The organism is Psychrobacillus vulpis (genome assembly GCF_006861825.1).
GTDB lineage: Bacteria > Bacillota > Bacilli > Bacillales_A > Planococcaceae > Psychrobacillus > Psychrobacillus vulpis.
Genome location: NZ_VDGI01000002.1, coordinates 201,994 through 228,292, shown reverse-complemented (window position 1 = coordinate 228,292; position 26,299 = coordinate 201,994). Strand labels below are relative to the sequence as shown.

Sequence of the window (26,299 nt, the reverse complement as noted above, 5' to 3'; positions counted from 1 at the left end):
ATTTTTAAAATCACTCTTCGGATTCCTTTTCTTCTTGTTCCATCAGCTTTTCATATTCTTCTACTTCTCTATCAACTTCATCTAATAGAGTTTGGATTTCTTCACCTGAAAGTTTTCGATCTGCTTTAATTTCTTCACGTCTTTTCAGTAAACCATAAGTAATGAGTTCTCCATCTTCCATTGACCTTGCCAAATCAACAGCATTTTCCGCTTCCTCTCTACCAAGGTAAATCCAATATTTTAAATAATTCGCGTCCGTTTGCAACGTAATATTCGACAATACATTCTTTTTCTGTTCTTCATCTAATCTTTCATTTGTTACGGATGAGTAGGCAAGTTCATATAGAACTATAAAAGGCATAGATTTCACACTATAAGGGCTAAGATCCGTTACAACTTGACTATAGTTTTGCCCTAAAAAGGATTGATGACTATCAATAAACGCTTCGTTTTTTGGCTTTTCGTGTATGAAATAAATGATGGTAAATATGATAGCAGGAAGAAGTAATACACCAAGCCCAATTGATAACCATTTAGTAACCTTCCACTTTTTACGTGGGAGATTCACATTTTCTCTTTCTTTTATTTCCAATAACTCAAGTTGCTCACCAATATAATCGAGTAATACTTGGCTATCTTGCATAGTCATTACTTTTGCACCGATTTCTTTTAACTCTAGAACCTCGGAATACTTTAAGTACTCTTCAAATGTGAAAGAGTCGTCAATCGTCGCAGCAACAACAGCTTTTGTTTCAAGCCATACACGCTCATCATTTTTATCAAATGGCGGTAAGCTTCCTAACACCCCGTAATAAATAAAAACGGGATCCATACCTCTGCTGTACACAATATTTTCTGGACAAACAATCAAATTCAGTCTAGGATGTGGATGCGAATAAACCCTTTCAATAAGCTGATGAGCAAACATCCACCTAGACTTAGCGTCTTCTAAGTGGATTTTACTAAATCGCTTATAATTACTTGGAATATGTGCTTGAATAATTAATTCATCATCTGTAATAACAACTTCTTTCCTTATGTTCGGATGGACTTCTTTTAGAAAAATAATTTCATCCGTTCTTTTAAAACCAACTCTTTCTTTTTGAAAAACGAAGGTAGTTTTATTATCTTCTTCGCTTATTTCTGCACCTATCCGATTTTTTAAATATGTATGTGAATTAGTAGCCATTTTTATTACTCCTTCACTTCAAATGATTTCAATCCTGTCACCTGTAGTGATTCCGCAATATCGCATCGTCAAATGTCCAGGAAATAATTTGTCTTTGTTTACTACACGTACCCAGCGGCCTTCACGCGGAATTTTGGATATGGAATTTGCTTGCCAAGCGATATCCATCATTTTTTTTATAGAATAATAATCTGACAGTCTTATGTCGATAACATCACCTTCGTAATTCGTTAAATCTACTGTAATTTCTATATACAAATTCTTCACCTCAATAGCAAAGCTAGACTTTTGACAATCATGTTTTGATGCTATTTTATTGTTTTTTCCTTAAGGAAAAAGCGTCTTCCTTTAGGAATGACGCTCTTATTTCGAATTTCCCAAGTCGGAACAACTATCCGCGGATTTGTCCCGCAATTTGTTGATCTGCATCTTGTAATGCTTGACCTGTACGGCTTAATTGAATACCTACTTCACTTAATAGTTCACGCATTTCATTAAAGTGAGGTTTAAGTCTTTCATATTGCTCAGCGAACGCTGCACTGGAAGCACCTTCCCACATGGATTGAAGCTCACCAATCATTCCATCTAATCGGCCAATTTGGGAAGCTACCTCGCTGGATTCATGGTTGTAACGTGAGGCCATTGAATCTAATTCTGCTGGTGTTACGCGAATAATTCCTGACATTTCATACATCTCCCTTATCTTGAAATTTTGTCGTGTTTATAAAATAACTGCTTTGACAAGGCAATTAACTGATAATGATGATAAATTACCTTTTCAAAGTAGATACTTCCAGATTTTCTTATTTGTTCACAGCACGCCCTCCATTAAGTCTCACTTCCGGTAGAGAGGCGCTACCCAAAACAGTATTCCAAATTGATGCAATCATTAAATACATTCCCTATTGGGAGATAGATCACAAAAATTGTTCTACTGAGATGAAGAAATGCTTTTACAATACATTTCATCTTCCCCTTTTACTTTTTTGGATAAATATTCAAATTAAATTCCTAACTTTTCCTGTAATATAATAAATAACATTACAATTTATTCCCGTCAAAGCATTCCCAAAATTAACAAAATCTTCTATAGAACTATCAACCCACGGACTAATGTCACGTCTTTTTAATATCCAAATCAATTTGTCACTTTTTTCTCATAATACTGTATTAAAATTTTTAAAATATCAAAAATTCATAAACAGTTTCAAAAATCAATACTTTTGAATCATTTTTTAAATTATTGATAACTACAAATATCTCGGTATAAAGATACTTAAAACTGTAATTTTTATACCTAAACAACATTTCAGAATTGTTTCTGGTATTATTTCTGGTGCCTGGCACCTGTAATTATTCTGAATTGTGTCAGAGTTGTTTGGGTGCCTGGCACCGACACAATTCTCACGCATTTTATGACAGGAATTGACTTTGTTTTTAAAATGGGTACTGTTTGTCGAATTCTCATTATGGAAATCCGATTTCCAAATTATTATTTATTCACTGATAAATTGGTGTTAAAGTGTGAGCAAAAATTTACATAATAAAAACGCATCTAATTCGATTAAACGAATTAGATGCGTTTACAAAAGTGACACCACCAACACTAACTATAGTTATAGAATCCTTGGCCACTTTTTCTACCAAGGTGTCCAGCTCGCACATGTTTGCGTAATAGAGGAGGAATTCTATATTTAGAATCTCCAGTTTCCTCTAAGAGGGTCTCTGCTACAAATAGCATTGTATCCAACCCTATTAAGTCGGCGAGCGCTAGCGGTCCAATAGGATGATTTGCCCCTAGCATCATGCCTTTGTCAATATCTTCGGCCGACGCAATTCCTTCACCGAGTATAAAAATCGCCTCATTAATTAAAGGAACCAATATCCGGTTTACAACAAACAATGGTGCATCTGAAATTTCAATACTTTCTTTTCCAATTGAATGAACTAAACCCTTCGCTACCTTATAAGTTTCTTCAGAAGTGTCAGATCCTCTAATAATTTCCACAAGCTTCATTATTGGGACAGGATTAAAAAAATGCATTCCGATTACCTTATGTGCTCTTTCTGTTGCTGAAGCAAGTTCGGTAATACTTAGTCCAGATGTATTCGATGCAAGAATTGTATTCTCGTCACAAAGGGCGTCTAGATCAGCAAATACTTTCTTCTTAACATCCATATTTTCAATAATTGCTTCGATAACAACGTCTACATCTTTCAAAAGACTTATCTCCGTTGTAAATGTAATCCTTGCTAAAACTTTACCAATATCATCTAACTCTTTTCCGAGTTTCTTATACACTCTCCATAAATTAGCATCAATTGTTTTTGCTGCTTTTTGAAGTGCCTCTTTATTTACATCACACAAAACAACGAAATGCCCTGCGTCGGCCATCACTTGTGCTATACCATTACCCATAGTACCAGAACCTAAAACACCTATTTTCATTGTTTCAACTCCCTATTTGTTTTATTACTCTCCTCTCAAAGAAGGTAGTTATCCTCTGTAGGATGAAGTTCAAGCAATCAGCAAAAGTAATGTTTCAAACATGGTTCATCATCCCTTTTTTTGCCTCAACATATTCTTTCAAAAGACGATTTACGATGGAAGCTGTACTCTCAACTGATTTTATAGTCGTCACCCCATGTCCGGCAGACCATATATCGCGCCAAGCTTTCACGTCTACCATATGAGACAGATCTATTATTTCACGAGGCTTTAAGCTAGAAGGATCAATATTATTTTTTAACAAACTTGGCACCAAATAATTTGCATGTACACCACTAAATGAATCAGTATACAAGATATCTTCAATCGTTGATTCTACAAGCATTTCTTTGTATTCTGGAAACGCTACACTTTCCTCCACTGCAATAAATTTAGTTCCCATGTATGCAAAATCCGCTCCCATAATTTGAGCAGCTAATACATCTTTTCCATGTGATATGCCTCCTGCTAAAATGATGTAGCCATCCCAAAATTCTCGAACGGCATCCAAAAATGCAAATGGATTTAACATTCCAGCGTGCCCGCCTGCTCCTGCACAGACTAAAATAAGCCCATCTACTCCAGCTGCTGCGGCTTTCCTCGCATGTTTTACCGTCGCAACATCTGAAAATACTAACCCACCATATTCGTGTACAACTTCTGTAACAACACGGGGATGACCTAAAGATGCAATTACAATTGGCGGCTGATATTTACTTATTAATTCCAAATCTTTATCATGTCGTTTGTTCGTTTTATGTGCTATAAAATTCACTGCCCACGGTTCAGTAGGCAATGCATTTTTTAATTCTCTCAACCACTCTTCACAAACTTCCTCAGTCTTTGCATTGAGTAGGGGAATAGATCCAACAACCCCACTTCTACAAGAAACTATGACTAGCTCTGGACTTGATACTAGAAACATTGGCGCAACGATAACAGGAATTGATAAGTTCTCAAACATGTACACTTCCCCCTTATATATTTTCTAATTTTAAAATTTCTACTTCCATCTATACATTCCGAAGTGAGTTTTTCAGCACTTTTCCACTAGCATTTCTAGGTAGCTGATCAATAAAAACAACTTCTTCCGGTAGTTTATATTTCGCTAACTGTTTTGAACAAAAAGAAATAATATCTTCCTCCGTCAATTGTTGACTTTCTTTTAGAACGACAAATGCTTTCGGTACTTCCCCGTAAACTTTATCTGGGACTCCAACAATCGCTGCTTCTAACACTTCAGGAATTTGGTACAAAACTTCTTCAACTTCCACCGGGTAAACATTTTCCCCTCCCCGGATTATCATATCCTTTTTACGGTCCACTATATAAAGTAGACCATCATCATCAAAACGTCCTAAATCCCCACTATATAACCAACCATTTTTAACAGCTTGTCTCGTAGCATCTTCATTTTTCAAATAGCCCTTCATTATTTGTGGACCTTTGATAACTATTTCTCCTACTTGACCAACTGGAAGTGGATCTCCAAACTCATCAACCACTTGCACCTCCGTCATCGGTAATGGCTCGCCAACAGATCCAACCTTTTCAAGTGCATGATGGTCTTTTAAAGTAGTCGCTGCTGGAGAATTTTCTGTTTGCCCATATAAATTTTGAACTTTCACATTTGGGAATAATGCTTTCACTTTTCGAATTAATTCGTATGGCATTGGGGCCGCCCCATAAGTAAAGAGTCGAAGATTGGGAAGATGTAAGTCTCGCATTTTGGGGGTATTCAATAAAATACTGTACATTGCTGGAACACCAAAAAATATCGTTACATTCTCTTTTTCCATCGTATTCATTGTTCGTTCAGGAGAAAATGCTTCTTCTACAATAATTGTTCCACCCGCATAAATTACCGGAATGCAAAAAACATGGATTGCGGCACAATGAAATAATGGTGTGACTATGCATTCGATCATCCAAATTAAGCCCCATCGCTTCTCCCCATACTTGAGCGCTTGCTTTCACATTTTCAGCAGTCAACATTACACCTTTCGGCTTCCCTGTTGTACCAGAAGTATATAAAACTACAGTCGTCGTATTTCCCTCTACTTTTTCTTCAGTGAATAGAATAGATTCATCCGCTATTACTTCTTGGAAAGTGTCCTTGCCACCAATTTGTAGATAATTCTCAAATCTTGTAAATGCATCAGGTACTTCATTTAATACAGATAACAATTGAGTGTCATAAATAAGTGCTTTTGCTTCTGAATGCGTCAAAATATAATCCACCTCAGGAGCAGTTAGCTTTGTATTGACAGGCGTAACGCTGAATCCACCTAGTTGACAAGCATAATAACAAACTAAGAAATAATCCGAGTTATTCAAATACACTGCAATAATATCTTCTTTCTGAAACCCTTTTGTTTGAAAATAGCCTGCTAATCTTTTGGCTTGCTCATAGAACTGTGAATACGTAGTATTTCTACCTTTAAATTGTGTAATCAAATGATTTGGTTGCTCTTTTGCATGGAATGCCAATTTTTCAGTAACGAACATCTCTCAATCCCCTTTGTATTAAATGATGTAATTTACTTTTCTAATAAATAATCAGTATAGAATTATTGCAATTCTGCCTCTGACTTTTCATCTTCTGACTTATACCATTGTTGAAACTAGTTCATAGAGCCTTGCAAAACCATATGTCCAATTTACTTATCTCACTTATAAATCTAATTTTTTTGCAATAATGGTCTTCATAATTTCCGTTGAACCTGCATAAATGCTTGCTACTGGAATATCTCGGTATCTCCTAGCAATCTCGTATTCTTCCATATATCCATAGCCACCATGTAGCTGCAAGCACTCTGCTGCCACTCTTTTAGCCATTTCGCTAATCCACCATTTAGCCATCGACACTTCTTTCACAATGTCTGCTCCTTCTAAATGACGTACAGTTAATTGATTCACATACGTTCTTCCAATATCTATTTCCGTAGCCATTTCCGCAATTTTGAATTGCGTATTTTGAAATTTACTAATTGTTTGTCCAAATGCTTTTCGATTTTTTACATAGTCAATAGTAATTCGGAGCATTTCCTCTGCCTCGATCTGACATTGAATCGCAACTACTAACCGTTCTTGTTGCAAGTTTTGCATTAGATAATAAAACCCTTTGCCTTCTTCTCCAAGTAAATTTGCGACAGGAACCTTTACATCTTCAAATATTAGTTCTCCCGTATCTCCACTATGAATGCCAATTTTATCGAGTTTCTTCCCCCTTTTGAAACCTATCATACCCTTCTCCACAACAAGTAAACTAATCCCTTTATGTGCAGGCTGTGCTTTAGGATCTGTTTTACAAACAACAACTGCAATATCAGCTGTCAGTCCATTAGTAATGAATGTTTTATCCCCGTTTAGAATATAGTAGTCTCCTTCTCTACGCGCGCTTGTCTTCACGCCAGCCAAATCCGAACCAGCACCCGGTTCCGTCATCCCGATAGCACTAATCAGTTCTCCCCGTACACAACCTGGAAGCCATCTTTGTTTTTGTTCTTCCGTACCATACTCTGAAATATAAGGACTGACAATTTCAGAATGCAAGCACATTCCTCCAGCCAACCCTTGACCAACCCGTTCTAACTCTTCTATCAAAATCATGGAATAGGAAAAATCGAGACCTAAACCACCATATTCTTCATCCACCCAAGGGCATAAAAATCCATTTTCACCCATCTTCAACCAAACATCCTTCGGAATATCTCGATTCGCTTCCCACTGATTAAAAAATGGATAAGCCTCTTTGTCCAACATTTTTCGTAAAGATTTTCGAAACAGAATATGTTCTTCAGTCAAAAAAGATAAACTCACCAAAATGACCTCCTTCACTAAAAATATTGATTTTTCAGAAAAATTAATATTTAAACTTATTATACTAATACATTTTTGTAAGTAAATAACTTTCTGAACCAATATAAATATTGAATTTAATTTACTAATTATTAAATATACGATTGAATCCATTAAAATATCTAAAAAATCTCGCATAATTTTTTGTTACTGAGGTGCCTGCTGTGTTTTTTGGTCCTGGTGTGTTACTGGTGCCTGGCACCAGTAACAATCGTGTAACATTTCTCTTTCAATTGTCAATACTTCTTCATATAAAAAGCTCCAGCACATTTGAGCTGGAGCATGTTCATCTTACAATTATTATTCATCTGTTTTTTCATCATTCTTAAGAATTATCACAGGAATATTACTGGTGCCTGGCACCAGTAATATTCCTGTAATAAAAATGGGTTATGAGGTTTTTTCTGCTCGTGCTTTTCTATCATTGTTTTCTAGTTTGGCACTAATTAGTCCAAAGGCGACTCCGAAAAGAGCGCCTACTGCTACTTCCACAGGTTGATGTCCGAGCAGTTCCTTTAGCTCCACATCTCGCTGTACATACTCAAAACTTGGGAAATTTCCAGATAGCTCTGCCACATTGTCTTCTAAATCATTAACAAGTTGCGCGATTTCACCAGTATGTCTTCTAATCCCTTGTGCATCATACATTACTATAGTACCAAACACTACAGCTAATGCTGTTTCCGTGTGACGTATACCTTTATGTGCAGCGACATACGAAGCGATTGCGGCAACACCTGCTGAGTGGGAACTAGGCATCCCACCAGTTGTGAAAAACTGTTTCATGTCCCATTTTCCAGTTAACTTTTTATGAGTTAGTATTTTCAATCCTTGTGCAATACCAATTGCCGATAAGGCGGTAACGATACCTCTATTCATCTTTTTCATCTGCATCCTCCGAAGGTGTAAATAGATTATGTATTTTCCTTGTTAAGTTACCCTTTTCCAAAAGAAATAGTCGCCATTCCACGATCAATTAATTAAAACTTTTCAATGAAACTGGCGTAAAAATATAATCTCCTCTTTTTACTGGCTCCCCAATTTCGATATCCACACGTTCAGAAAAAATCGGTCCATCTATAGCAACTGTATGAAACTCTCCATTTTCACCACACGAATCAATACCTGCGGCTTCTAACTCTTCAATTAACTCATTCGTAATTTTTTTCCCAACATACTTTGCAGGCATTAATGTTGTATTCACTACAATAATCCAAGCTTCAAACCCCTCGTCTAGTAGCCTTTCTACAATGGCTCTGCGTGGTTCTTGCCATAACGGATGCACAGATACTATATCTGATTTCGCACAAGTTTGTTGAACCCACTCTAAATGTCCTTCAATATCTATATCACCAAAAACTCCGTGTGTAATCCCTTTATCACGACATTCATTCATGGCTTCCACAAAAAGTTCTTCATATGTCCCCCAACTAGCTTCTTTCGTTATTAAAGAAACTCCAAGACTATCCGCTTGTGCTTGCACAACCTCTACAGGTAGCGCATGTGACTTAGATATTTCTCCATCCTCCTCAAACATTGTCAAGATCTTCTTCGGTTGCATACCTAATTTCATCGCACGATAATAGGCCAATGCAGAATCTTTTCCGCCACTCCAGGAAGACACAAAAGTAGTATTTTTCATTAATATACTCCCCCTTTTTCCTTCATTAATAATACACCTTTAATGATTATTTTCTATGTATCTGAATAAAATCTTCCAACACTACGTATAATTTAACACTAATTTCGTCATATTAGCACCAGTTACAGCTGCAAATTGTTAATGTTTATCATGACTAAACTACGACGAAAAATTACAAACAACTGTTGATAGGAGTCTATATCTAATTTGCCTAATTCAGTATCTTTTTTGGATTTCTTTTATTAAAATAAAATCCAGCAACTAATTAGCTGCCGGATTTAAATTGCCAATTATTTTTTCATTTTGCGTTCCTCTCGTTCCCAACGCTTCAAGGATGGAAAAGGATCATATGCCCATTCAATTCTTCCATTGTATTTGTACATACCATAATGCAGGTGGGGAGGAAATTTTCCAGAAGTTCCTTTTTTACCATATCCTGAGCTTCCAACGTAACCAATAATAGCTCCTGGCTCCAATATATCTCCTTCTTTTATCCCTTTTTGATAACCAGATAAGTGGGCATAATAATGATACGTATTGTGAATATCCCGTATTCCAATGCGCCAGCCACCATAATCGTTCCATCCCATTATTTCAATGATACCGTATGAGGTTGACTTCACTGGTACACCGTATGAAGCAAATAAATCAGTACCTTCATGCATTCTACGTCCACCCCAACCTCTTCTGTCCCCCCAAGTGCTTCGATAACTATAATCGTGATTAATGGCAAGTGGGAATGCATGTTTATCTAAATTAGATGTTTCAAAATGTTTATAAATTTTCGAAATGATCAATATTTGGTTAACGGTTTCATCTCGATGATAATACTCCTTTAAAGCCCTTTTAAAATCTATTTCTGAAGGGCCGTATGTCCCTAAATATTCAGCCATTGTAAGTATCACATCGTCATCATTTTTACGATCTGCGAAACCATCTTGGTTTGCATCCGATCCATTACCATTAAAAAATACAATGGAAGTCAAATCTATATCTTCTCTCATTGGATTTAAAATACCCGTCCAAAAATCATCTGAAAACTGAATGGCAACTACACCATCCCTTTCAGGAATATCATTACGTACTTGTTGGATATTGCGTTCGTATTGGTCTACAGCCGCCAGATAATACCAAGGAGTAGATTCACTTGAATATTTTATATAATAATCCATTCGCTTTTCTAAAATTTGCTCTCTCGTTAATTCTTCGGCTGCTAAAGCAACGGAGGAAAAAAGAAAGAAAAAGACGCTCATAGTAAATGTAAGTTGAATCCAATATCTCACTTAAAATGCCTCCTTAATTAAATACTTACTGTAGCTTTCCCATTTAAAATAATTTCATGAACAAAATAAAGATGGGAATTTCTATTAATGATTAAATGCACAAAAAAACGACTGTTTTGAATCAGTCGTTTCCGCCATTTTTATTTATTTAATTATTTTTTACAAGCGTCAATAAATGCTTTCAAAATATGTGAAGAAGCCAAATCATTTTTCAACATTAGACTTTCTGGATGCCATTGTACCCCCATAACAAATGTATGGTTTTTACTTTCTATTGCCTCAATGATTCCATCACTTGCAACAGCACTAACGACAAAATCCGATGGAATATCCCGTAAAGCTTGATGATGAAAACTATTCACTTTCATTTTTTCTACTTGTACGATTTCACTTAAAACAGTCCCTTTCGTTACTTGCACATAGTGAGATGCATGCCAACGAGGAGCTTGTTGCGTATGTTGTAAAAGTTTATCTTCTATTTGTGTATGGATATCTTGATACATATCTCCGCCAACTGCGATATTTAGAATTTGAGCACCTCGACAAATTCCTAGTATAGGTTTATTCAGCTGCATCATTCTATGAATAACGGCAATTTCAAAAGCATCGCGTTCAGGAGTGATACTACCAAGACCTTCATGAGGCTCTTCTCCAAATAAAGTTGGATCAATATCTCCTCCACCAGTCAAAAGTAATCCATCAATTGTTTCAGCAATCGATTCGATCTCCTCCATATTAGGTAAAACAATGGGAACACCACCAAATTCCATTACAGCATGTATATTATCCATAGATACAGAAAGAACTTGTTCCTTTAAATTAGAAGAAATACCGATAACTGGCTTCAAAAAAATCCCCCTCACCCTTTTTCACTATCATACTCTAAAATTACTGGTGCCAGGCACTTGTAACATAAATGTAATAATAGGAGAATTAGTTATTTCGATCCTTCCACAATTGCATTGGATTCGCCATTCCTTCTCCTAATTCCATATGAATCATTTCGAATGAGCGTCCTTCCGGAGTTTTTTGTAACTCCCCGTAAATAACTCCTGACTTCCCCAAACCTACAGCTTTAGCATGATCAAGTGTTGCACAAAAATATGCCTTCTCTATTCCTGCAAACATCATCGCAGCAAAACACATTGGACAAGGAGCTCCACTCGCATACATTGTGAACCCTGATAAATCATTCGTTTGTAATTGCTCCTGCGCTCGTCGAATTGCTAACAGTTCAGCATGTCCACTAACGTCATGCTTGATATGCAATTCATTTACACCTTCCGCAATTACCTTGTCGTCCTTTACGAGAACAGCCCCAAATGGTTGTCCTCCGTTATGCACATTCTCAATAGCCAACTCTACAGCACGCTTCATAAATTTATCCATAATCAGTCTCCTATCTTTTTAAATATTCTATCATAATCGACTTTGGCCTTTTAATAATTTGCTTCCTACTGTTTCAAAATTGTTACTGGTGCCTGGCACCAGTAACACCTCTGTAATAATTACTACTACTTTACAAAGTGCAAGAGTGCTCTTTTTTGCCATTAAAAAAAGCCAAGAACTATATGGACTATTTGATCCACTGTTCTTGGCATTGCTTTTATTTATTCAGCATCTGCGTTACGCATTTCATCTAGCACACGGTTAACGCGTTTTTCTAGCATTTTCATACCACTTCCACCTGCTTGGAAATGACGAAGTTGTCCATCTTTATCGAATACGTAATAAGCTGGTACGTATTGATTTTCATATACATCAGTAAGCTTCATATCGCTATCTACAAAAATTGGTTGAGTAATATCGTGTTCTGCAGCAACTTTTTTAATTTCTTCAAGGTCTACGTCTTTTTCGGAGCGTGGCATATGAACTGCCACAACGTTTAGCTCCTCTTTATATTGCTCACGAAATTCGTTAACATTTGGCATTGCTTCTTTACATAAACCACAGCTAATTGACCAGAAATGAACCAATGTCGGTTTTTCGCCGACTAATTGGCTTGTGGAGACTTCTCCATTCAACCATGCTGTAGCACCCGTCAATTCAGGCATTGGTGTACGTAATTTCATTTGAAGTTCCTCCTTTTACATATGTAAAAAGTTCTCCATGCACCTGTTCGTAACATGGAGAACAATTTATCAATTCAAATCAAATTCGCCTTGGCGTAATTGCTCTTGCGCAAACAATCGCCGTAGGCTTTAATTTTATTCAATGGTGCGTCCAAACGCTTACTGAATAAAATTAAAGTGTTTTTTGACCTGGACGCCAGTTTGCTGGGCAAAGACCACCAGTTTGAAGTGCTTGAAGTACACGAAGTGTTTCATCTACGTCCCGACCGATGTTGTTATGGAATACTGTTTGGTATTGCATTTCACCTTCTGGATTAATGATGTATAGACCGCGTAAAGCAATACCTTCTTCTTCAATTAACACACCATATTCACGTGAAACTTCGTGATTTGTGTCTGCAGCTAATGGATATTTTAACTCACCTAAGCCATTATCTTGGCGAGCTGTGTTGATCCAAGCTAAATGTGTGTGAATAGTATCCGTAGAAACTCCAATTACCTCTGCATCTAAATCTTCGAATTCATCATAGCGATCAGACATCGCTGTGATTTCAGTTGGACATACAAAAGTAAAATCCATTGGATAAAAGAATAATACTGTCCATTTATCTTGTTTCATGTTTTCCTCTAAGCTTACTTTACCGAAAGACTTGTCCGCTAATACAGCATCCATTGTAAATCTTGGTGCTTGTTTACCTACCATACGTTCTGCCATGTAAAACCCTCCAAAATATTCATTTATATTAATTGCTCACGCTTTAAAGAATAGCAAAATATCCCTAACAAATCAATTTTTCACTCTCGGATATTGTCGAATCATATTATTACTTGTCATTTATAGTCAGTATAGAAGATGAAAAATGCTATTCCCTGTGGATTTCTCCGCGGAATAACATTTTATCTTTTGTAAATTATCAATTTTTATTCGGTCAGTAGTTGTTTTTTTTCAAGTTTAATGACAATAAGAATGCTGATTTCATATAAAAGTATCATTGGAATTAATACTAGTAACTGACTAACAAAATCAGGTGGTGTCATCAGTGCCGATAACACCCCTAAAATAACATAGGACCATTTACGAACATTCTTCATCTTTTCGGAAGTTAAAATCCCAATTGCGGATAAAAACATTGCAATAATAGGTAATTCAAAAAGTAATCCTAACGGTACTGTCGTTACAATTAAGAAATGAATATACTCCCCTGCAGACACCATTACATCAAAATTTACTTCACCAATATTAATAAGAAATTGATAACTCAAGGGATTTACAACATAATAACCAAAAGCAATACCTATTATAAAAAGGACAAGCATGAGTGGAGAATAATATCCGATAAATCGACTCTCTCTAGTATTTAACCCGGGTTTTATAAATTGCCACATAAAATGAAATAAAAAGGGTAAAGCTAAGCCTAATGAGATAGTACTTGAAATAGACATATATAATTTTACGACTTCAAGTGGCCCAAGGACAATTAATTCATTTCCTCTTGTTACGTATGGAAACCATACATTTATACTAGAAAAAACGACAATGAAAAAGAATAAAAATACAAATGCACTTTTTATCAACTGTTTACGAAGATCTGTTAAATGTTCGACTAGTGTTCCTTCGTCTTTTAAATCAGCAGTATCATCTGTATTCATGTTTACAGCATGATTTCCATATGGATCCATTACTTACACCTTCTATAGAGAATCCGTTTTTTTCTCTTCTTTTTGTACAGGTACCTCTTCATCTATAAGCTCTTTTGTTGATTTTTTAAATTCAGAAAAAGTTTTTCCAACTGCCGATCCTATCTCTGGTAACTTTTTTGGACCGAATAAAATCAGAACAATTACTAGAATGACGATTAATCCAGGTACACCAATACTTCCGAACCCGCCCATCTTACTTCCTCCTTAAACGAGTGAACCGCCTGATTTACTATATTTAATAATGCCTTCCACACTTCGATAAGCTAAAGCGGCTACAGTTCCAGTCGGATTATATCCACCGTTATGAGCAAAGTTTCCTGCTCCAATGACAAATAAGTTCTCTGCATCCCAATGTTGCAAATAATTATTCACGACACTGTTATCTGGACTGCCTCCCATAATTGTTCCACCTGTATTATGAGTCGTTTGATAGCCTACAATATCATAGTCCGTAATAGGTGTGCGGCTTTCAACCGTTTTAGCACCCATTTCCTTCATAATGTTTGCGGATATCTCCGTGATATACTTATGCAATGCTCGGTCTTGGTCCGTAAAATTGTACGTCATTTGAAGAAGAGGTATCCCATAAGCATCCTTGTACTTACTATCCAATGAAAGGAAGTTCTCCTTATGCGGCATCGATGCACCTTGTGTTCCTATTCCCAAAGTACGCGTATAATTGTATATAGAGTTTTTCTTAAATTCTGCTCCCCATGTAGGGGTATCTCGTTGAATTGGATTCGTTTCAATAGGTCTTGATCCTGTTTGTGTAAGTGATATACTACCACCATGAATAAAATCTAAATCACTATGATCGAAGTTATCTCCGTTAAAGTCATCAATAGTCATCCCAAGTGCTCCTGCACCCATAAATGTATTCATTTGTTCTTCAAAATAACCAGTAGCACCAGGGAGTATTTGGTAGCAATAGTTTTTCCCAAGTGTTCCTTTCCCTGTATCAGGGTTATATTGTTCTCCAATATTAGATACCATTAAAAGTTTTGCATTGTTCATAACGTAACTTGTTAGAACAACTATTTCTGCTGGTTGAATAAATTCTTCCCCAGAAAGCGTATCTAAATATCTTACACCGGTTACTTTATTACCACTCTTTAATACTTCCACAACATTTGCACGGAACCTCATTTCAAAATTCCCTGTCTTTGTAGCAGTTGGTATAACTGTAATTTCCGGTGCAGTTTTTGCGCCATATTCACAACCAAAACGCTCACAGAAACCACAATATTGACAGGCATTTATCGCTTCGCCATCTGGATTTGTATACGGTTCCGATAGATTTGCAGATGGTAGCATAAATGGAGTGTAACCTAATTTTTTTGTAGCACCTTCAAACTTACTTAGTATAGGTGTTTTTTTCATCGGTGGAGTTGGAAATGGTTGTGCTCGTTTTCCCCAAAATGGATTGATATCATCACCAGAAACCCCCATCATTTGTTCATATTTATAAAAGTAAGGTTCTAGTTCGTCGTAGGTAACTCCCCAATCTTGTAGTAAATAATCTTTAGATAATTTATTCGGACCATATTTTTCATCCGTCATTGTTTTGATTTGAAAGTCATAAGGTAAAAATCTCCAACAATGCCCATTCCAGTGTGTCCCAGAACCTCCTAGTCCTTCTCCTAGCAGGAAAGACCCTAATTGACGCATTGGTAGTGCTGGCATTTTGCGGTGATTTCGAATGGTAATTGTCTCTTTAGATAAGTTTTGCATTAATTCATATCGAACAGCATAACGATATTCATCATGTATTTTTAAATAATCTTCTGTACCCCGTTTTTCTCCTCTTTCTAAACCAACAACTTTTAATTCTGCCTTTGAGCATTCTGCGGCGACAATACCGCCTGTCCATCCTAAACCTACTGTAACAACATCAACCTTTGGTAATGTAGTAGCCATTTGTAATACCCCTTCCCCTTACCTCATTTCGCCAAGTGGCATTGGCTCGATTTTTTGAAATTTCTCACTTTCAATTACATTGATATAGGCCATTTGATGTCCTGGAAATCCTTTCATTCTCCAACCATCCATATTCTTGTTCCCGTTATACATTGGGTCAGAATATGCTCCTTCTAATGTTGCAGTTCGAAGCAACCGGAAGAAAAATGCGGATGTAGTTCCTGCCATTTTTACTTCGTCTTTTTGAAAAGCTGTTAATATTTCATCCATTTGCTTCCCTTCAAGACTTGAAAAACCACTATTGAACCTTTTCTGTGCCTCTTCCTCCAATTTGATTATTCCTTGTTTAAAAATATCAGCCCTTGTTAAACGACTTTGATAACCTTGTGTAGGAGCACCTACTGCAAATGGACCATGCATGTACTCTCTTGAATTACTACCATATTGACCAGCTAATTGATGATCAATGAAATAAGGAACCCCAAGATCAATTGCCCCTGGTCCTAAATCATCTTTTGGAAAAATTCGCTCCGTAGCATTGGAGAGCACCTGAAAATCACGACTGTTTTGGAAAAACTGCATAGCCTGTGGCACCATAGTTGCATGTTCACTAGGCATTACTTTACCCGGTACATTTGCATTATTATTGACGTTATATCCAACTAGACCACCAATTAATCCACCGCCGATTAAAGCACCAGCAGCAACACCCGACGTTTTTAAAAAGTCTCTTCTTGTAATGTTTTTCTTTTCTTCTGACATACTCATAGTCTCCTTAAAATGAATGATCTTTAAAGTCTCTTCTCCAAAAAAGCATAGACATATATAACCAATTTCAATCACCCAATATTATTTTTTTATTGTTACTGATTGTTACTGATTGTTACTGGTGCCAGGCACCAGTAACATTTTTGTAATAAAAAAGAAATCCAGCCTTTCTCCATTGGAGAGGGCTGGATTTTGATTTGTTTTTTGTAAATTGCTTTCACTCATAGTAAAGAAGAACTCAACTTACTATTCCTTCTATATTATAGTCCTTCCTATTTCCTTCATGATTTCCTCATTATGCTCCCCAAGGTTTGGGGCATGTCTTTGTGTGGAAGTTGGTGTTTCTGAAAAATTAACCGGAAACTTCATTTCCCAAATCTCCCCTTCAGTTGGATGAAGAGTACTCCTAAAGAATTCAGTTGCAAGTAGATGCGGGTCTTCAAATAACGTATCTGGTGTGTTAATCTTCGTACAAGGTATATCTGCTTTTTCAAGAATTTCAAGCCACTCACTTGTATCTTTCGTAGCCATAATTTCTTCGATTGTTCCATATACAAAATCAATATGTTTAGTACGTTCTGTTATGTTACTGAAACGCTCGTCATTCTGCAAATCAGTTCGTCCTGAAATCTTGAAAAAAGATTTCCATTGTTTATCATTATAAATCATCACACCAATATACCCATCTTTTGTTTTGTATGGTTTCCGAAACGGTGAAGTGACCCTGGAATAGTATGAAGGTCCAACTGGTGGTGAAAATGTTTTACCATACATATGCTCAATCATTGAATATGAAACCATTGTCTCAAACATGGGGACTTCGATTTCTTGACCTTCTCCGCTCGATTCTCGATGATATAAAGCAGCTAGTATAGAGCTAAGTCCTACCACCCCTGCTGTTTTATCGGCTAAAACAGTTGCCAAGTATTGGGGGGCACCAGTGATTTCACCTTGAGCCGCAGCGATCCCAGATGCACCTTGGATTATATCGTCATATGCCGGTTTATCTCCATAAGGTCCTTCTTTGCTGAAGCCATACATACCACAATAGATGAGTCGATTGTTCAATTCCTTTAAATCCTGGTAAGACAACCCTAATCTCTCTATCGATTGGGGACGCATGGAATGAACGAAAACGTCCACCTCTCTTACTAGTTCTAGTAGAATTTCTCGACCCTCAACACTTTTTAGATTTAGTGAAACGCTTCGCTTGTTTCGGTTTAAATGAAGAAAGAGACTACCCATCCCTTCATGTTTGGATGGCCCAAGATATCTAGTTATATCTCCCGAAAGATTTTCTATTTTGATGACATCTGCCCCCATATCCCCTAACATGAGTGTACAGTATGGCCCCATCACAACCGAAGTCAAATCGAGAACTCTAATCCCTTCTAATGGTCCACCCATTCCCCTCTCCCCCTTACCTGAACTTATGTAAATCCATTATAATGCATTCATTCAACTTCGCTGTTAATAGTAATAAATCCTCCAACAAGTAAGGCATTTTTCTGTAACTCAATACTCGAAAATTTCCTTGTACTGTATTTTGAATGTTACGACTTGACTGTAGCTCTACCCCCTCTTTAATATATTTCCACTCAACACGACCTTTTTGTTGCTAATTATGAGCAAAATTAATAGCCGCTTGGATTTTTATAGAAATCTTCGACGAAGACGATTAGTAATTCAGCCATGTTCATCACCTATTAATTGCTTTACTTTGTTCATATACATATACTCATTCCCCTTTTTTTGTTTTTAACGGGGGTTAAATTAAATCTCTTCAATTCAACAGAATTTAAACTCTTTTCCTCCTTTTAACGTTAATAATGATTAGCGATGTAATACCATAGAAGGCTAAAATTCCTACTAAAATTCTTATAAATATGGCTGTATCCGGTGCAAATGAATAAATAGTACGCCAAGGCGCATCAAATAAATAAGTTAATATAGGGATTAAAGAGATTGATAAAATTACTGATAATACTGCAACCATATTCCAATACTTCACATGAATAATGACTTTACGTTTCAAACGAAATAAATTAAACAAAATTAGTATTGCCAGCGCACAAGTCACAATCAGTGTTATCCATTGCATTTGATAGTTTGACTTAGGAATATCAGGCATCCTATTATCCTCTAAAATTGTTTTAATACCTTCCCTTATATAAAATGTATGCAAGACTTCGGAAAAATTGTTTTTATTAGTAAGTAATATGAATCCATAATTTTTTTGACGATTTATAAAAAGTTCAGCGCGTGAATCCGGCGTTTCTCCCCCATGGAAGAAGAACTCATCATTTTTCTTTGTAGAAATCCTCCATCCTAATCCATAATACATATCTTCCTTCCTCCATACTTGTGGAGATGTATATAACTCAAAATATTGATCTGTTAATAATTCTCCACCTTCTAACAAGAAATCTATGTATTTCAACATGTCATTGGAAGTGGAAGCTATATACCCATATGGAACTCCACTATCATCGAAGAAGTTCTCACTTTTTATTGGCCTCCCAAACCAAGATTGAAATCCGGGCTGATATTCTAAATCAAGAGCAGCTTCATAATTGGAGACAGTGTTGTTCATATCCAAGGTTGAAAAAATCTCTGATTCCATATATTCTGAAAAAGTTTTATTTGTTATATGTTCAATTATAGAAGCCAAAAGTAAATAGTTGGCAGGACTATACTGATGGACTTCACCTGGTTCATGATTAAGCTTTACGTTATTCAGTTTTTCTACTGCTTCGTTTATAGAATCCTCTCCTCTTAGTTTAAGCTCAGAAATTTTCAAGCCTTCAAAAGAGCTGATTCCACTTGTGTGGGCTAATAAATCCCGTATTGTTATATCATTTTTGTAGTCATTCTTATGATACGTAAAAGTTGGTAAGTAAGTATCGATTGAATGATCAAGCTCTATCTCACCCTGCTCTACCAATCTCATAATAGCTAGACTAGTCAAAGGTTTACTAACAGAACCTAATGTAAACAATGTATCTGTAGTTACTCGTGAACCGTCACTTTGAATTCCCCAGTTCTCTTGGAACATTATTTCCCCATCTTTAATAATTGCTAACGAAACTCCAGGAATTTGATATTCTTGGATTGCCTTTTCCATATACTCTTCTATTAGTATTGTCTGATCGTTGCGAACAGCATTAACCGATAAAGGAAGAATAGTTACTATAACTAATATTAAACATAACATCACCTTTTTCATTTTCCCCCACCTATTCCCTTCTTTTTTGGTTGGTCAACTAACCAAATTCGTTCTAAAAAAAATCTATTTTTTTAAATAGATTTCTAATAGCTTTAATAAAAGATCGTATGCTCGATCAATTTCAAAATTATCATCCACGATTTTCTGTAAGGCTAAACCATCAAAGCAAGCTACAAGTATACTTGCCATTTCATTAGTATCTTCAGAATGACTGACAAGGGTTTGCAGTGGTATTGATAAACTTTCTCTTCCCTTTTTTAGAATAGATGATACTTCTTGTTGAAGTTCTACATTCTTTAATCCTAGTGAATATAATTCATAACGCCATCGATACCAATCAGGGTCTTTTTCAGCTCTTGACTTAATCTCTTGCAATGTATTCATTGGGGATAGAGAAGAGTTTTTATCATCATAATTTTTATGATATTGCTGTTGAACTTGATTTTGAACAGAAAATAGCAACTCCTCCTTATTCTTAAAATAATAATGAACAAGTCCGGGAGTAATATCAGCCTCTTTTGCAATATCTTTTATCGATGCATTTGTAAAACCTTTCTTAACAAATACCTTGTATGCTGCATCAATCAATCGTTTTCGTTTATCCTCGTTGCCCATATTTTTCACCTCAATAATTTGGTCAGTCAACCAAATTATAAAACTATTACAATATTTATGTCAAACTTAATGGTAAATTATCACTTTTTCAAATTCAAAAAAATTCCGTCAAGAATGGGTACTTTATCTTGACGGAATTTTATCTAATTTTTTCTTCTAATTTATAATACAATTCCTATTTAACCTCTAAGGAACTTAATATCCCGTGATTTGATTTCCTTTATTCAGTGTTAGATTCATTCCATATTCATTCGTAACACCTTCAATGGATTCAATCGCTAACGTTCCAGAAAGTTTCCCATCGCGGCCTTTGTCGAGGAGTGATCCAGATCTTTTATTTGTATCAATTGAACCAAACTTAATAGTAAAACCGTTTTTGACTGACTGAAAGTAAGATTCGCTTTGATTGTTTGTGAACCTGACTTTAGTACCATCAGAATCTATTACTATAATGGAAGCTTGTTTCGTAACTAGTGCTTGATCTTGAGCTAGTATCGCACCATTTTTATGTTTAGATGGGGCAATTTTGAAGATTATCTCCTCGTTCGAAAGATCATTATCTTTACTCGCACCTTCACTAATTGACTCAATTTCAAATGGCGCTTCTATTACTCTTAGTGTTTTTTCACCCCAGCCATTATATGCGGGAATAGCTTTACCAGCAGTTTGTTGAACAATTGAAAAATCGTTTATTGCCCGTTGTTCAACATCCGTTGTAAACGTCCACGTTCCATTCGATTTCACTTTTGTCTTTCCAAGGGAAATCCCAGCATTTTTGTAAAAGAATATTTCATAATTTGGTTCCCCGGTGCCAAACAAGACGATATTACTTCCATTCATACGATATCCTGTCGTGCCGTTTTTGTAAGAAAACTTTGTATCAAGATTTACTGGGGTTACATACATATTAGAAGAAATGTTGAAAGACGAGGTTGACGTTGGGTGATAAGTTCCTTGGACAACATCTTCCACATCTAAGGCAGCTTTAAATGAATCAAAGGAAACCAAGTTACCTTCATTACGATAAACGTCTCTAGTTGCTTTCATATTGTATTTCACTCCGTCATTTGTAACAAAGTAGTTATGGTACGTATCTACGAAATGGACTTTTTTATTTGAAATGGTGCCTTCTTTTGCAGCTACATAGAAATTGATAGTTCCTGAAGATTGAGTTTCTACTACTTTACTTTTCTCTATTTTGTTAAAGGTGATTATTTTATCTAGTGCTGAAACATTCAAATCCTTCGCAGTAAATACAATTGTTACTGTCCCGTTTCTATCTGGAGTTACATTAACCGATCTTGCTCCTGCCGTATTATTCGCCGCTCCATTGACGGAAACTAATTTCAATCCAGCAGGAATATCCACACGTATAGTTGCTTTAGAAGGCTGACCATTCGACTCTTTAAATATAGCTGTTAATGCTAATATTTCAGAAGTCTCTTTATGTTGGATTGTCATATCTCCAACATAAATTGGCACGATACTTCCTGGCACACTAAAACTAACGGTATTCCCTTTATATTTCAATGTATAATATGAGCCTGGTGTTTGTACCGAAGTTGTTAACGTAATCGTTACTCCATCTTTATTTAATGAAGCGTTTGTAACTGATAATCCGTTATTAAAGGAAAAATCTGAAGCTTTGATTGAAGAAATTGCTCTGTTCAGTTTTAAAGTTAACGTAGTATTGTTTACATGAGATATTGAAACAATCTGAAACGGTAAAGATACATTCACTTCGTCTATCCTTTTTTGTAGTACGTTCTCCCAAATTAAAACATTTGAACGTAGAATAGCCTGGGCCTCATAAACTTTCTTGGATGCTTCCGCATAATTACCTTTTTTAACGTCTGAAGCAGCACCTTTAGCTAACATATGAACAGTGACATCGTTCTTTAAATCACGAATTAACTTTTCTGCCGGTCCTTTTACAGCGTTGCGAATTCTATCACGAGTTGATTGGCCGTACACTCGATCCAAAAGAATCGTTTGTTTTCGAAATTCTGCCGTCATTTCGTGATATGCCGTTTCCACTTTGTCTAAGTTATTTGAATAGACTGCTACTGAAAGTGCGTTCGTTTTTGCATGAATCTTAGTGCTTGCCGTGATAGCATCAAGATAACCTTGTGCACGTTGAATTTGTATTTTTACATCTGTTAATCGAGCTTCGTACTTCAATTTTTCTGAGAAACCTACTTCTCCTAAAGCTGCCTCTACATTTGCAACTGCAATCTTTGCATCATTAAACTGTTTCCATGGCTGAGTCACTCCATCTGCAGAACCCTCGACAGAAATCGCCCACTTTAATATATTCCCGGCATTTTGCGCATCTGTCATTAATTGTTCCATATTCGCTGCCGCATCCCCGTGTTGACTGGATGGTGCTGCCGCAACAAACGCGGAAGTCGCTATTATAGATGAAACAGCGATTTTAATTGTTTTATTCCTCATAAAACATTCTCCCTTCTTTACGCTCACCATTGTTAATATATGTATAGATAATACAATAATATGAAAATATCTTTATTTATTATTGATATTTAATACATTATTTGAATATCTACTATTAAATACTCATATATTAGTTAATCTGCTTTGTAATGGAGGTTTTTTAATGGGGTACTATGTGAAGGTGGAAAAAGGTGTAAACATTTATGTAGAGGATATTAACTCGTCTTCGAATAAAACCATCTTGTTTATTCACGGATGGCCGGCAAATCATCAAATGTTCGAATATCAGTTCGACTTTCTTCCAGCAATGGGCTATCGTTGTATTGGGATTGATATTCGTGGATTTGGGAAGTCCAGCAGACCGTGGGACGGGTATTCCTATAATCGAGTAGCTGATGACATTCGAGTTGTAATTGACACGCTACAATTGGAGGACATTACACTTGCCGGCCATTCAATGGGGGGAGCTATTTCCATTCGCTACATGGCACGTCATCGTGAGCATAAAGTGTCCAAACTTGCACTTATCGGAGCAGCGGCACCTGTTTTCACAAAGCGACCAAATTTCCCATACGGAATGACAAAAGACGAAGTGAATCAATTAATAAAAGCCACCTACACTGATCGCCCCAAAATGCTAAGTGACTTTGGCGATATTTTCTTTGCGCGTTATTTAACTAAAAGCTTTATAGATTGGTTCCAAGGTCTCGGACTAATGGCTTCCGGTAATGCAACTGCAAAATGCTTAACTTCTCTTCGCGATGAAGATCTACGAAATGATTTATCTTTCATTCAAGTTCCTACTGCTATTTTGCATGGAAAACAAGATAAAGTATGCCCCTTCGTTTTAGGAGAACTATTGCATTCCAGCATTAAAAACTCCATATTGATTCCATTTGAATTTAGTGGACATGGGTTATTCTATTGTGAGCTTGAGAAATTTAACCAAGAGCTTGCTAATTTTATTGGGTGAAACATTACAATCAACATCAATTGATCACTTCCATTTAGAAAATTGTTATGCTTATATTATTTCAGGGGAAATAATTGCTACTCCATTGATAGACATATTCCAAAAGTAGTACTTGGTCTAAGCTACTCTACAATAAGCAATGACTTTTTGGGAAAGAACTTGCGAAGTTTTTGCATAAAAAAATTCCCACTTCAAGCTTTGCTTAGTGGGAATTTCACAATATTTAACCTTACCTAGACTCCATCTCAGCCAATAGATCATTAATCAACACCGGCAACCATTCGTTTAAGTCCTTAAAATGAAAACCTAAATCCCGAGCTATTTTGTTACTGAGTAACCAAGTATTAGATATATTGAATGGTGAAACATTCGCTTCATTAGGAGTAGATGTAATCCTAGCTGAAGTTTGAGTTTTGTCTTCTATCTCGTTGATCAAATCTCCTAAACTTACCTTTCCATTTGATGTAGCATTAATTGGTCCAGTAAACTCTAGAAGACCGACCCATTCTAGGAACTTCCCTGCTTCTTCTTCGGAGATAAAATCAATAGACGCAGCTGGATTTACTAAATGTATCTCCTCATTATTTCGTACTTTTTCAATATGGAAATGGAGTCGTTCTGTGTAATCGTTTAATCCTAGAACAATTGGAAATCTCACTGCTACAACCGGAAATGGAGCTTTTTGAAAAAATACCGCTTCTGCTTGCCGTTTCCCTTCGTTGTATGAAAAGTCCTCTTTTGGACCTTGTATGATTTTGTGTTCGAATGGATTAAAGTCTTCTTCGTTAAACCCTACTTCCCCACTCTTTTCACCATATACGGACTTGGAGGAAGTGAACACATATTTCTTTGTCTTGTCCTTAAACACTTCGATTGCGTCCAAAGCTTCCTGTGAAGAATAACAGATTTGGTCGTAAACGATGTCCCAATTTTCATTTCCACATAGTTCCTTAAATTCATCAAAATTTAATCGATCAAATATGATTCTATTCACTCTTGTTGAAAATGGATCTTGCGTTTTTCCTCTCGTCGCAATCGTTACCTCATAACCTTCTTCCAACAAGGCCTCCACTAGATGCACCCCAAAAAATCTAGTTCCCCCTAATACTAACGCTTTTCTCATTTTTTCATCCCCTTTATTCTATTAATTTTAAAAGATGAAAGCATATTTTGCTATTTTAAATTAACAGAAAACATAAAAAATAAATATTAACAATCCACGATAATTATATTTTGCAATCTATTAAGTAGGTATTATTTAATCTCTTGAATAACGAGAGTATACGACTTCTGCATCTAGGAAAACATCTGAATGGCAATTGCATCTGGAAATGCACTAATTGGAATTGACCTTCTTAAGCGCTCGTATTCGAAGAAAACCTCTCCCACCGATGGTCGTCTAAAACAACTCTCTCGAAGTAAAAAAAGCTGACCCATCAGTCGACTTATATCGACTTTTAGGACAACTTTCATAACTTGTTAACTATATTTATCATTTGTCATTCGATTTCAATTTACAAAATAAGAAGCAAATACCCCATATCCGAAATAAACGGAAAGAAGCGACAAAGCAGCGTAAACTATATTCTCCACTTTGCCACCAGTCTTCGTTGTTAGTGGAAAGCGTATTGTTACTTTAATTGGAAACAATAGTTTGATCCCATTTTTTGTTGCCATATCTAAAACGAGATGACTAACAATCCCAACTAAAATTCCCATTATGATTGATTCATTCGTTACAAATGAATGAAGTAGAATCCCAATTAGAAACAAAAACAAAAGACTATGTGTGAATGAACGGTGCCCAAAAAGTATGTTAATAATTTTTGATACGATCGGAAATGTCTTTCCTATCTTACTTCCACCGTGACAAATATCCGGAATAAGAGCTCCTACGACACCCGCTCCCACCAGTATTACTGGATCATAATTCGAAAATTGTGCATAAGCAAGACTTGCTGCTAGACCGCCTACGATGTGTGTGTTTCCTGTCATGCTTGAAAATTCTCCTTTAATGTTGTTCTTGCTAAATTGTAAATTACTCCTTTCGAGGTAAATCCTCCTTAGCAATATATTCTATTACTTTACAACATTAGCAAGGCTGACTAAA

Annotated in this window: 25 protein-coding genes and 1 pseudogene; 1 reads left to right on the top strand and 25 read right to left on the bottom strand. The window is 36.2% G+C overall.

Annotated features, from left to right (window positions below; translation table 11 throughout):
- Window positions 1–10: 10 nt before the first annotated feature.
- From essB to FG384_RS03420, 23 genes and pseudogenes are all read right to left on the bottom strand, one after another.
- Window positions 11–1,189 carry a type VII secretion protein EssB gene (essB, locus tag FG384_RS03525; protein WP_142641178.1) on the bottom strand — a complete coding sequence of 393 codons (1,179 nt, stop codon included), beginning with the start codon at window positions 1,187–1,189 and terminating at the stop codon, window positions 11–13.
- An 18-nt stretch (window positions 1,190–1,207) separates the two neighbouring features.
- Window positions 1,208–1,447: an ESX secretion system protein YukD gene (gene yukD / locus FG384_RS03520; RefSeq protein ID WP_142641177.1), complete on the bottom strand. Its 240-nt coding sequence runs from the start codon at window positions 1,445–1,447 to the stop codon at window positions 1,208–1,210.
- A gap of 133 nt (window positions 1,448–1,580) precedes the next feature.
- Complete coding sequence (locus FG384_RS03515) at window positions 1,581–1,874, bottom strand: WXG100 family type VII secretion target (RefSeq protein WP_142641176.1); 294 nt, start codon at window positions 1,872–1,874, stop codon at window positions 1,581–1,583.
- A gap of 921 nt (window positions 1,875–2,795) precedes the next feature.
- On the bottom strand, window positions 2,796–3,638 hold the full coding sequence (locus tag FG384_RS03510) for a 3-hydroxyacyl-CoA dehydrogenase NAD-binding domain-containing protein (protein WP_142641175.1): 843 nt from the start codon (window positions 3,636–3,638) through the stop codon (window positions 2,796–2,798).
- A 94-nt stretch (window positions 3,639–3,732) separates the two neighbouring features.
- Window positions 3,733–4,641, bottom strand: coding sequence for an NAD(P)H-dependent flavin oxidoreductase (locus FG384_RS03505; protein WP_142641174.1), 909 nt, complete (start codon window positions 4,639–4,641; stop codon window positions 3,733–3,735).
- A 49-nt stretch (window positions 4,642–4,690) separates the two neighbouring features.
- Window positions 4,691–4,984: a class I adenylate-forming enzyme family protein gene (locus FG384_RS20400; protein ID WP_338101314.1), complete on the bottom strand. Its 294-nt coding sequence runs from the start codon at window positions 4,982–4,984 to the stop codon at window positions 4,691–4,693.
- A gap of 171 nt (window positions 4,985–5,155) precedes the next feature.
- Window positions 5,156–6,185, bottom strand: a pseudogene (locus FG384_RS03500) (class I adenylate-forming enzyme family protein); the annotation flags it as partial.
- Between the two features lie 165 nt (window positions 6,186–6,350).
- Window positions 6,351–7,499, bottom strand: coding sequence for an acyl-CoA dehydrogenase family protein (locus tag FG384_RS03495; protein WP_166462368.1), 1,149 nt, complete (start codon window positions 7,497–7,499; stop codon window positions 6,351–6,353).
- A 429-nt stretch (window positions 7,500–7,928) separates the two neighbouring features.
- The gene (locus FG384_RS03490; protein ID WP_142641173.1) at window positions 7,929–8,426 is read right to left on the bottom strand and encodes a divergent PAP2 family protein; all 498 of its coding nucleotides are present in this window, start codon (window positions 8,424–8,426) and stop codon (window positions 7,929–7,931) included.
- Window positions 8,427–8,514: 88 nt separating this feature from the next.
- The gene (locus FG384_RS03485; protein WP_142641172.1) at window positions 8,515–9,180 is read right to left on the bottom strand and encodes a Dph6-related ATP pyrophosphatase; all 666 of its coding nucleotides are present in this window, start codon (window positions 9,178–9,180) and stop codon (window positions 8,515–8,517) included.
- Window positions 9,181–9,470: 290 nt separating this feature from the next.
- Window positions 9,471–10,463 (bottom strand): M23 family metallopeptidase, encoded by a 993-nt coding sequence (locus FG384_RS03480; protein ID WP_420849936.1) that lies wholly within the window; start codon window positions 10,461–10,463, stop codon window positions 9,471–9,473.
- A 152-nt stretch (window positions 10,464–10,615) separates the two neighbouring features.
- Window positions 10,616–11,311, bottom strand: a complete 696-nt coding sequence (locus FG384_RS03475; RefSeq protein ID WP_142641171.1) for a gamma-glutamyl-gamma-aminobutyrate hydrolase family protein — start codon at window positions 11,309–11,311, stop codon at window positions 10,616–10,618.
- An 85-nt stretch (window positions 11,312–11,396) separates the two neighbouring features.
- Window positions 11,397–11,852, bottom strand: a complete 456-nt coding sequence (locus FG384_RS03470; protein ID WP_142641170.1) for a nucleoside deaminase — start codon at window positions 11,850–11,852, stop codon at window positions 11,397–11,399.
- Window positions 11,853–12,073: 221 nt separating this feature from the next.
- Window positions 12,074–12,535, bottom strand: a complete 462-nt coding sequence (locus FG384_RS03465; protein WP_142641169.1) for a TlpA disulfide reductase family protein — start codon at window positions 12,533–12,535, stop codon at window positions 12,074–12,076.
- A gap of 172 nt (window positions 12,536–12,707) precedes the next feature.
- Window positions 12,708–13,250: a peroxiredoxin gene (locus FG384_RS03460; RefSeq protein ID WP_142641168.1), complete on the bottom strand. Its 543-nt coding sequence runs from the start codon at window positions 13,248–13,250 to the stop codon at window positions 12,708–12,710.
- 206 nt (window positions 13,251–13,456) lie between these two features.
- Window positions 13,457–14,185: a twin-arginine translocase subunit TatC gene (gene tatC / locus FG384_RS03455; RefSeq protein WP_240793340.1), complete on the bottom strand. Its 729-nt coding sequence runs from the start codon at window positions 14,183–14,185 to the stop codon at window positions 13,457–13,459.
- 42 nt (window positions 14,186–14,227) lie between these two features.
- The gene (gene tatA / locus FG384_RS03450; RefSeq protein WP_142641166.1) at window positions 14,228–14,428 is read right to left on the bottom strand and encodes a twin-arginine translocase TatA/TatE family subunit; all 201 of its coding nucleotides are present in this window, start codon (window positions 14,426–14,428) and stop codon (window positions 14,228–14,230) included.
- Between the two features lie 12 nt (window positions 14,429–14,440).
- A complete protein-coding gene (locus FG384_RS03445; RefSeq protein ID WP_142641165.1) occupies window positions 14,441–16,153 on the bottom strand; it encodes a GMC family oxidoreductase in 1,713 nt (570 codons plus the stop codon).
- Between the two features lie 18 nt (window positions 16,154–16,171).
- Complete coding sequence (locus FG384_RS03440; protein WP_142641164.1) at window positions 16,172–16,915, bottom strand: gluconate 2-dehydrogenase subunit 3 family protein; 744 nt, start codon at window positions 16,913–16,915, stop codon at window positions 16,172–16,174.
- Between the two features lie 261 nt (window positions 16,916–17,176).
- Complete coding sequence (locus FG384_RS03435) at window positions 17,177–18,328, bottom strand: CaiB/BaiF CoA transferase family protein (protein WP_142641163.1); 1,152 nt, start codon at window positions 18,326–18,328, stop codon at window positions 17,177–17,179.
- A gap of 391 nt (window positions 18,329–18,719) precedes the next feature.
- A complete protein-coding gene (locus FG384_RS03430; RefSeq protein WP_142641162.1) occupies window positions 18,720–20,147 on the bottom strand; it encodes a serine hydrolase in 1,428 nt (475 codons plus the stop codon).
- Between the two features lie 63 nt (window positions 20,148–20,210).
- Complete coding sequence (locus FG384_RS03425; protein ID WP_142641161.1) at window positions 20,211–20,762, bottom strand: TetR/AcrR family transcriptional regulator; 552 nt, start codon at window positions 20,760–20,762, stop codon at window positions 20,211–20,213.
- Between the two features lie 195 nt (window positions 20,763–20,957).
- Complete coding sequence (locus tag FG384_RS03420) at window positions 20,958–23,216, bottom strand: hypothetical protein (RefSeq protein WP_142641160.1); 2,259 nt, start codon at window positions 23,214–23,216, stop codon at window positions 20,958–20,960.
- A gap of 163 nt (window positions 23,217–23,379) precedes the next feature.
- On the opposite strand from FG384_RS03420, the gene FG384_RS03415 reads away from it, so the two are divergent.
- On the top strand, window positions 23,380–24,189 hold the full coding sequence (locus FG384_RS03415; RefSeq protein ID WP_142641159.1) for an alpha/beta fold hydrolase: 810 nt from the start codon (window positions 23,380–23,382) through the stop codon (window positions 24,187–24,189).
- 229 nt (window positions 24,190–24,418) lie between these two features.
- Here FG384_RS03415 and FG384_RS03410 read toward each other — a convergent pair whose 3' ends face one another.
- Window positions 24,419–25,312 (bottom strand): NAD-dependent epimerase/dehydratase family protein, encoded by an 894-nt coding sequence (locus tag FG384_RS03410; RefSeq protein ID WP_142641158.1) that lies wholly within the window; start codon window positions 25,310–25,312, stop codon window positions 24,419–24,421.
- 386 nt (window positions 25,313–25,698) lie between these two features.
- Entirely contained in the window at window positions 25,699–26,184 is a 486-nt protein-coding gene (locus FG384_RS03405) for a metal-dependent hydrolase (RefSeq protein WP_142641157.1), read from the bottom strand.
- Window positions 26,185–26,299 lie beyond the last annotated feature (115 nt).

Coding starts and splice junctions, on each gene's coding strand:
- essB (WP_142641178.1), bottom strand. CDS start 1,189: ATGGCTACTAATTCACATACATATTTAAAAAATCGGATAGGTGCAGAA.
- FG384_RS03515 (WP_142641176.1), bottom strand. CDS start 1,874: ATGTCAGGAATTATTCGCGTAACACCAGCAGAATTAGATTCAATGGCC.
- FG384_RS03510 (WP_142641175.1), bottom strand. CDS start 3,638: ATGAAAATAGGTGTTTTAGGTTCTGGTACTATGGGTAATGGTATAGCA.
- FG384_RS03505 (WP_142641174.1), bottom strand. CDS start 4,641: ATGTTTGAGAACTTATCAATTCCTGTTATCGTTGCGCCAATGTTTCTA.
- FG384_RS20400 (WP_338101314.1), bottom strand. CDS start 4,984: ATGATAATCCGGGGAGGGGAAAATGTTTACCCGGTGGAAGTTGAAGAA.
- FG384_RS03490 (WP_142641173.1), bottom strand. CDS start 8,426: ATGAAAAAGATGAATAGAGGTATCGTTACCGCCTTATCGGCAATTGGT.
- FG384_RS03485 (WP_142641172.1), bottom strand. CDS start 9,180: ATGAAAAATACTACTTTTGTGTCTTCCTGGAGTGGCGGAAAAGATTCT.
- FG384_RS03470 (WP_142641170.1), bottom strand. CDS start 11,852: ATGGATAAATTTATGAAGCGTGCTGTAGAGTTGGCTATTGAGAATGTG.
- FG384_RS03465 (WP_142641169.1), bottom strand. CDS start 12,535: ATGAAATTACGTACACCAATGCCTGAATTGACGGGTGCTACAGCATGG.
- FG384_RS03460 (WP_142641168.1), bottom strand. CDS start 13,250: ATGGCAGAACGTATGGTAGGTAAACAAGCACCAAGATTTACAATGGAT.
- tatC (WP_240793340.1), bottom strand. CDS start 14,185: ATGAATACAGATGATACTGCTGATTTAAAAGACGAAGGAACACTAGTC.
- tatA (WP_142641166.1), bottom strand. CDS start 14,428: ATGGGCGGGTTCGGAAGTATTGGTGTACCTGGATTAATCGTCATTCTA.
- FG384_RS03445 (WP_142641165.1), bottom strand. CDS start 16,153: ATGGCTACTACATTACCAAAGGTTGATGTTGTTACAGTAGGTTTAGGA.
- FG384_RS03440 (WP_142641164.1), bottom strand. CDS start 16,915: ATGTCAGAAGAAAAGAAAAACATTACAAGAAGAGACTTTTTAAAAACG.
- FG384_RS03435 (WP_142641163.1), bottom strand. CDS start 18,328: ATGGGTGGACCATTAGAAGGGATTAGAGTTCTCGATTTGACTTCGGTT.
- FG384_RS03430 (WP_142641162.1), bottom strand. CDS start 20,147: ATGAAAAAGGTGATGTTATGTTTAATATTAGTTATAGTAACTATTCTT.
- FG384_RS03425 (WP_142641161.1), bottom strand. CDS start 20,762: ATGGGCAACGAGGATAAACGAAAACGATTGATTGATGCAGCATACAAG.
- FG384_RS03420 (WP_142641160.1), bottom strand. CDS start 23,216: ATGAGGAATAAAACAATTAAAATCGCTGTTTCATCTATAATAGCGACT.
- FG384_RS03415 (WP_142641159.1), top strand. CDS start 23,380: ATGGGGTACTATGTGAAGGTGGAAAAAGGTGTAAACATTTATGTAGAG.
- FG384_RS03410 (WP_142641158.1), bottom strand. CDS start 25,312: ATGAGAAAAGCGTTAGTATTAGGGGGAACTAGATTTTTTGGGGTGCAT.
- FG384_RS03405 (WP_142641157.1), bottom strand. CDS start 26,184: ATGACAGGAAACACACACATCGTAGGCGGTCTAGCAGCAAGTCTTGCT.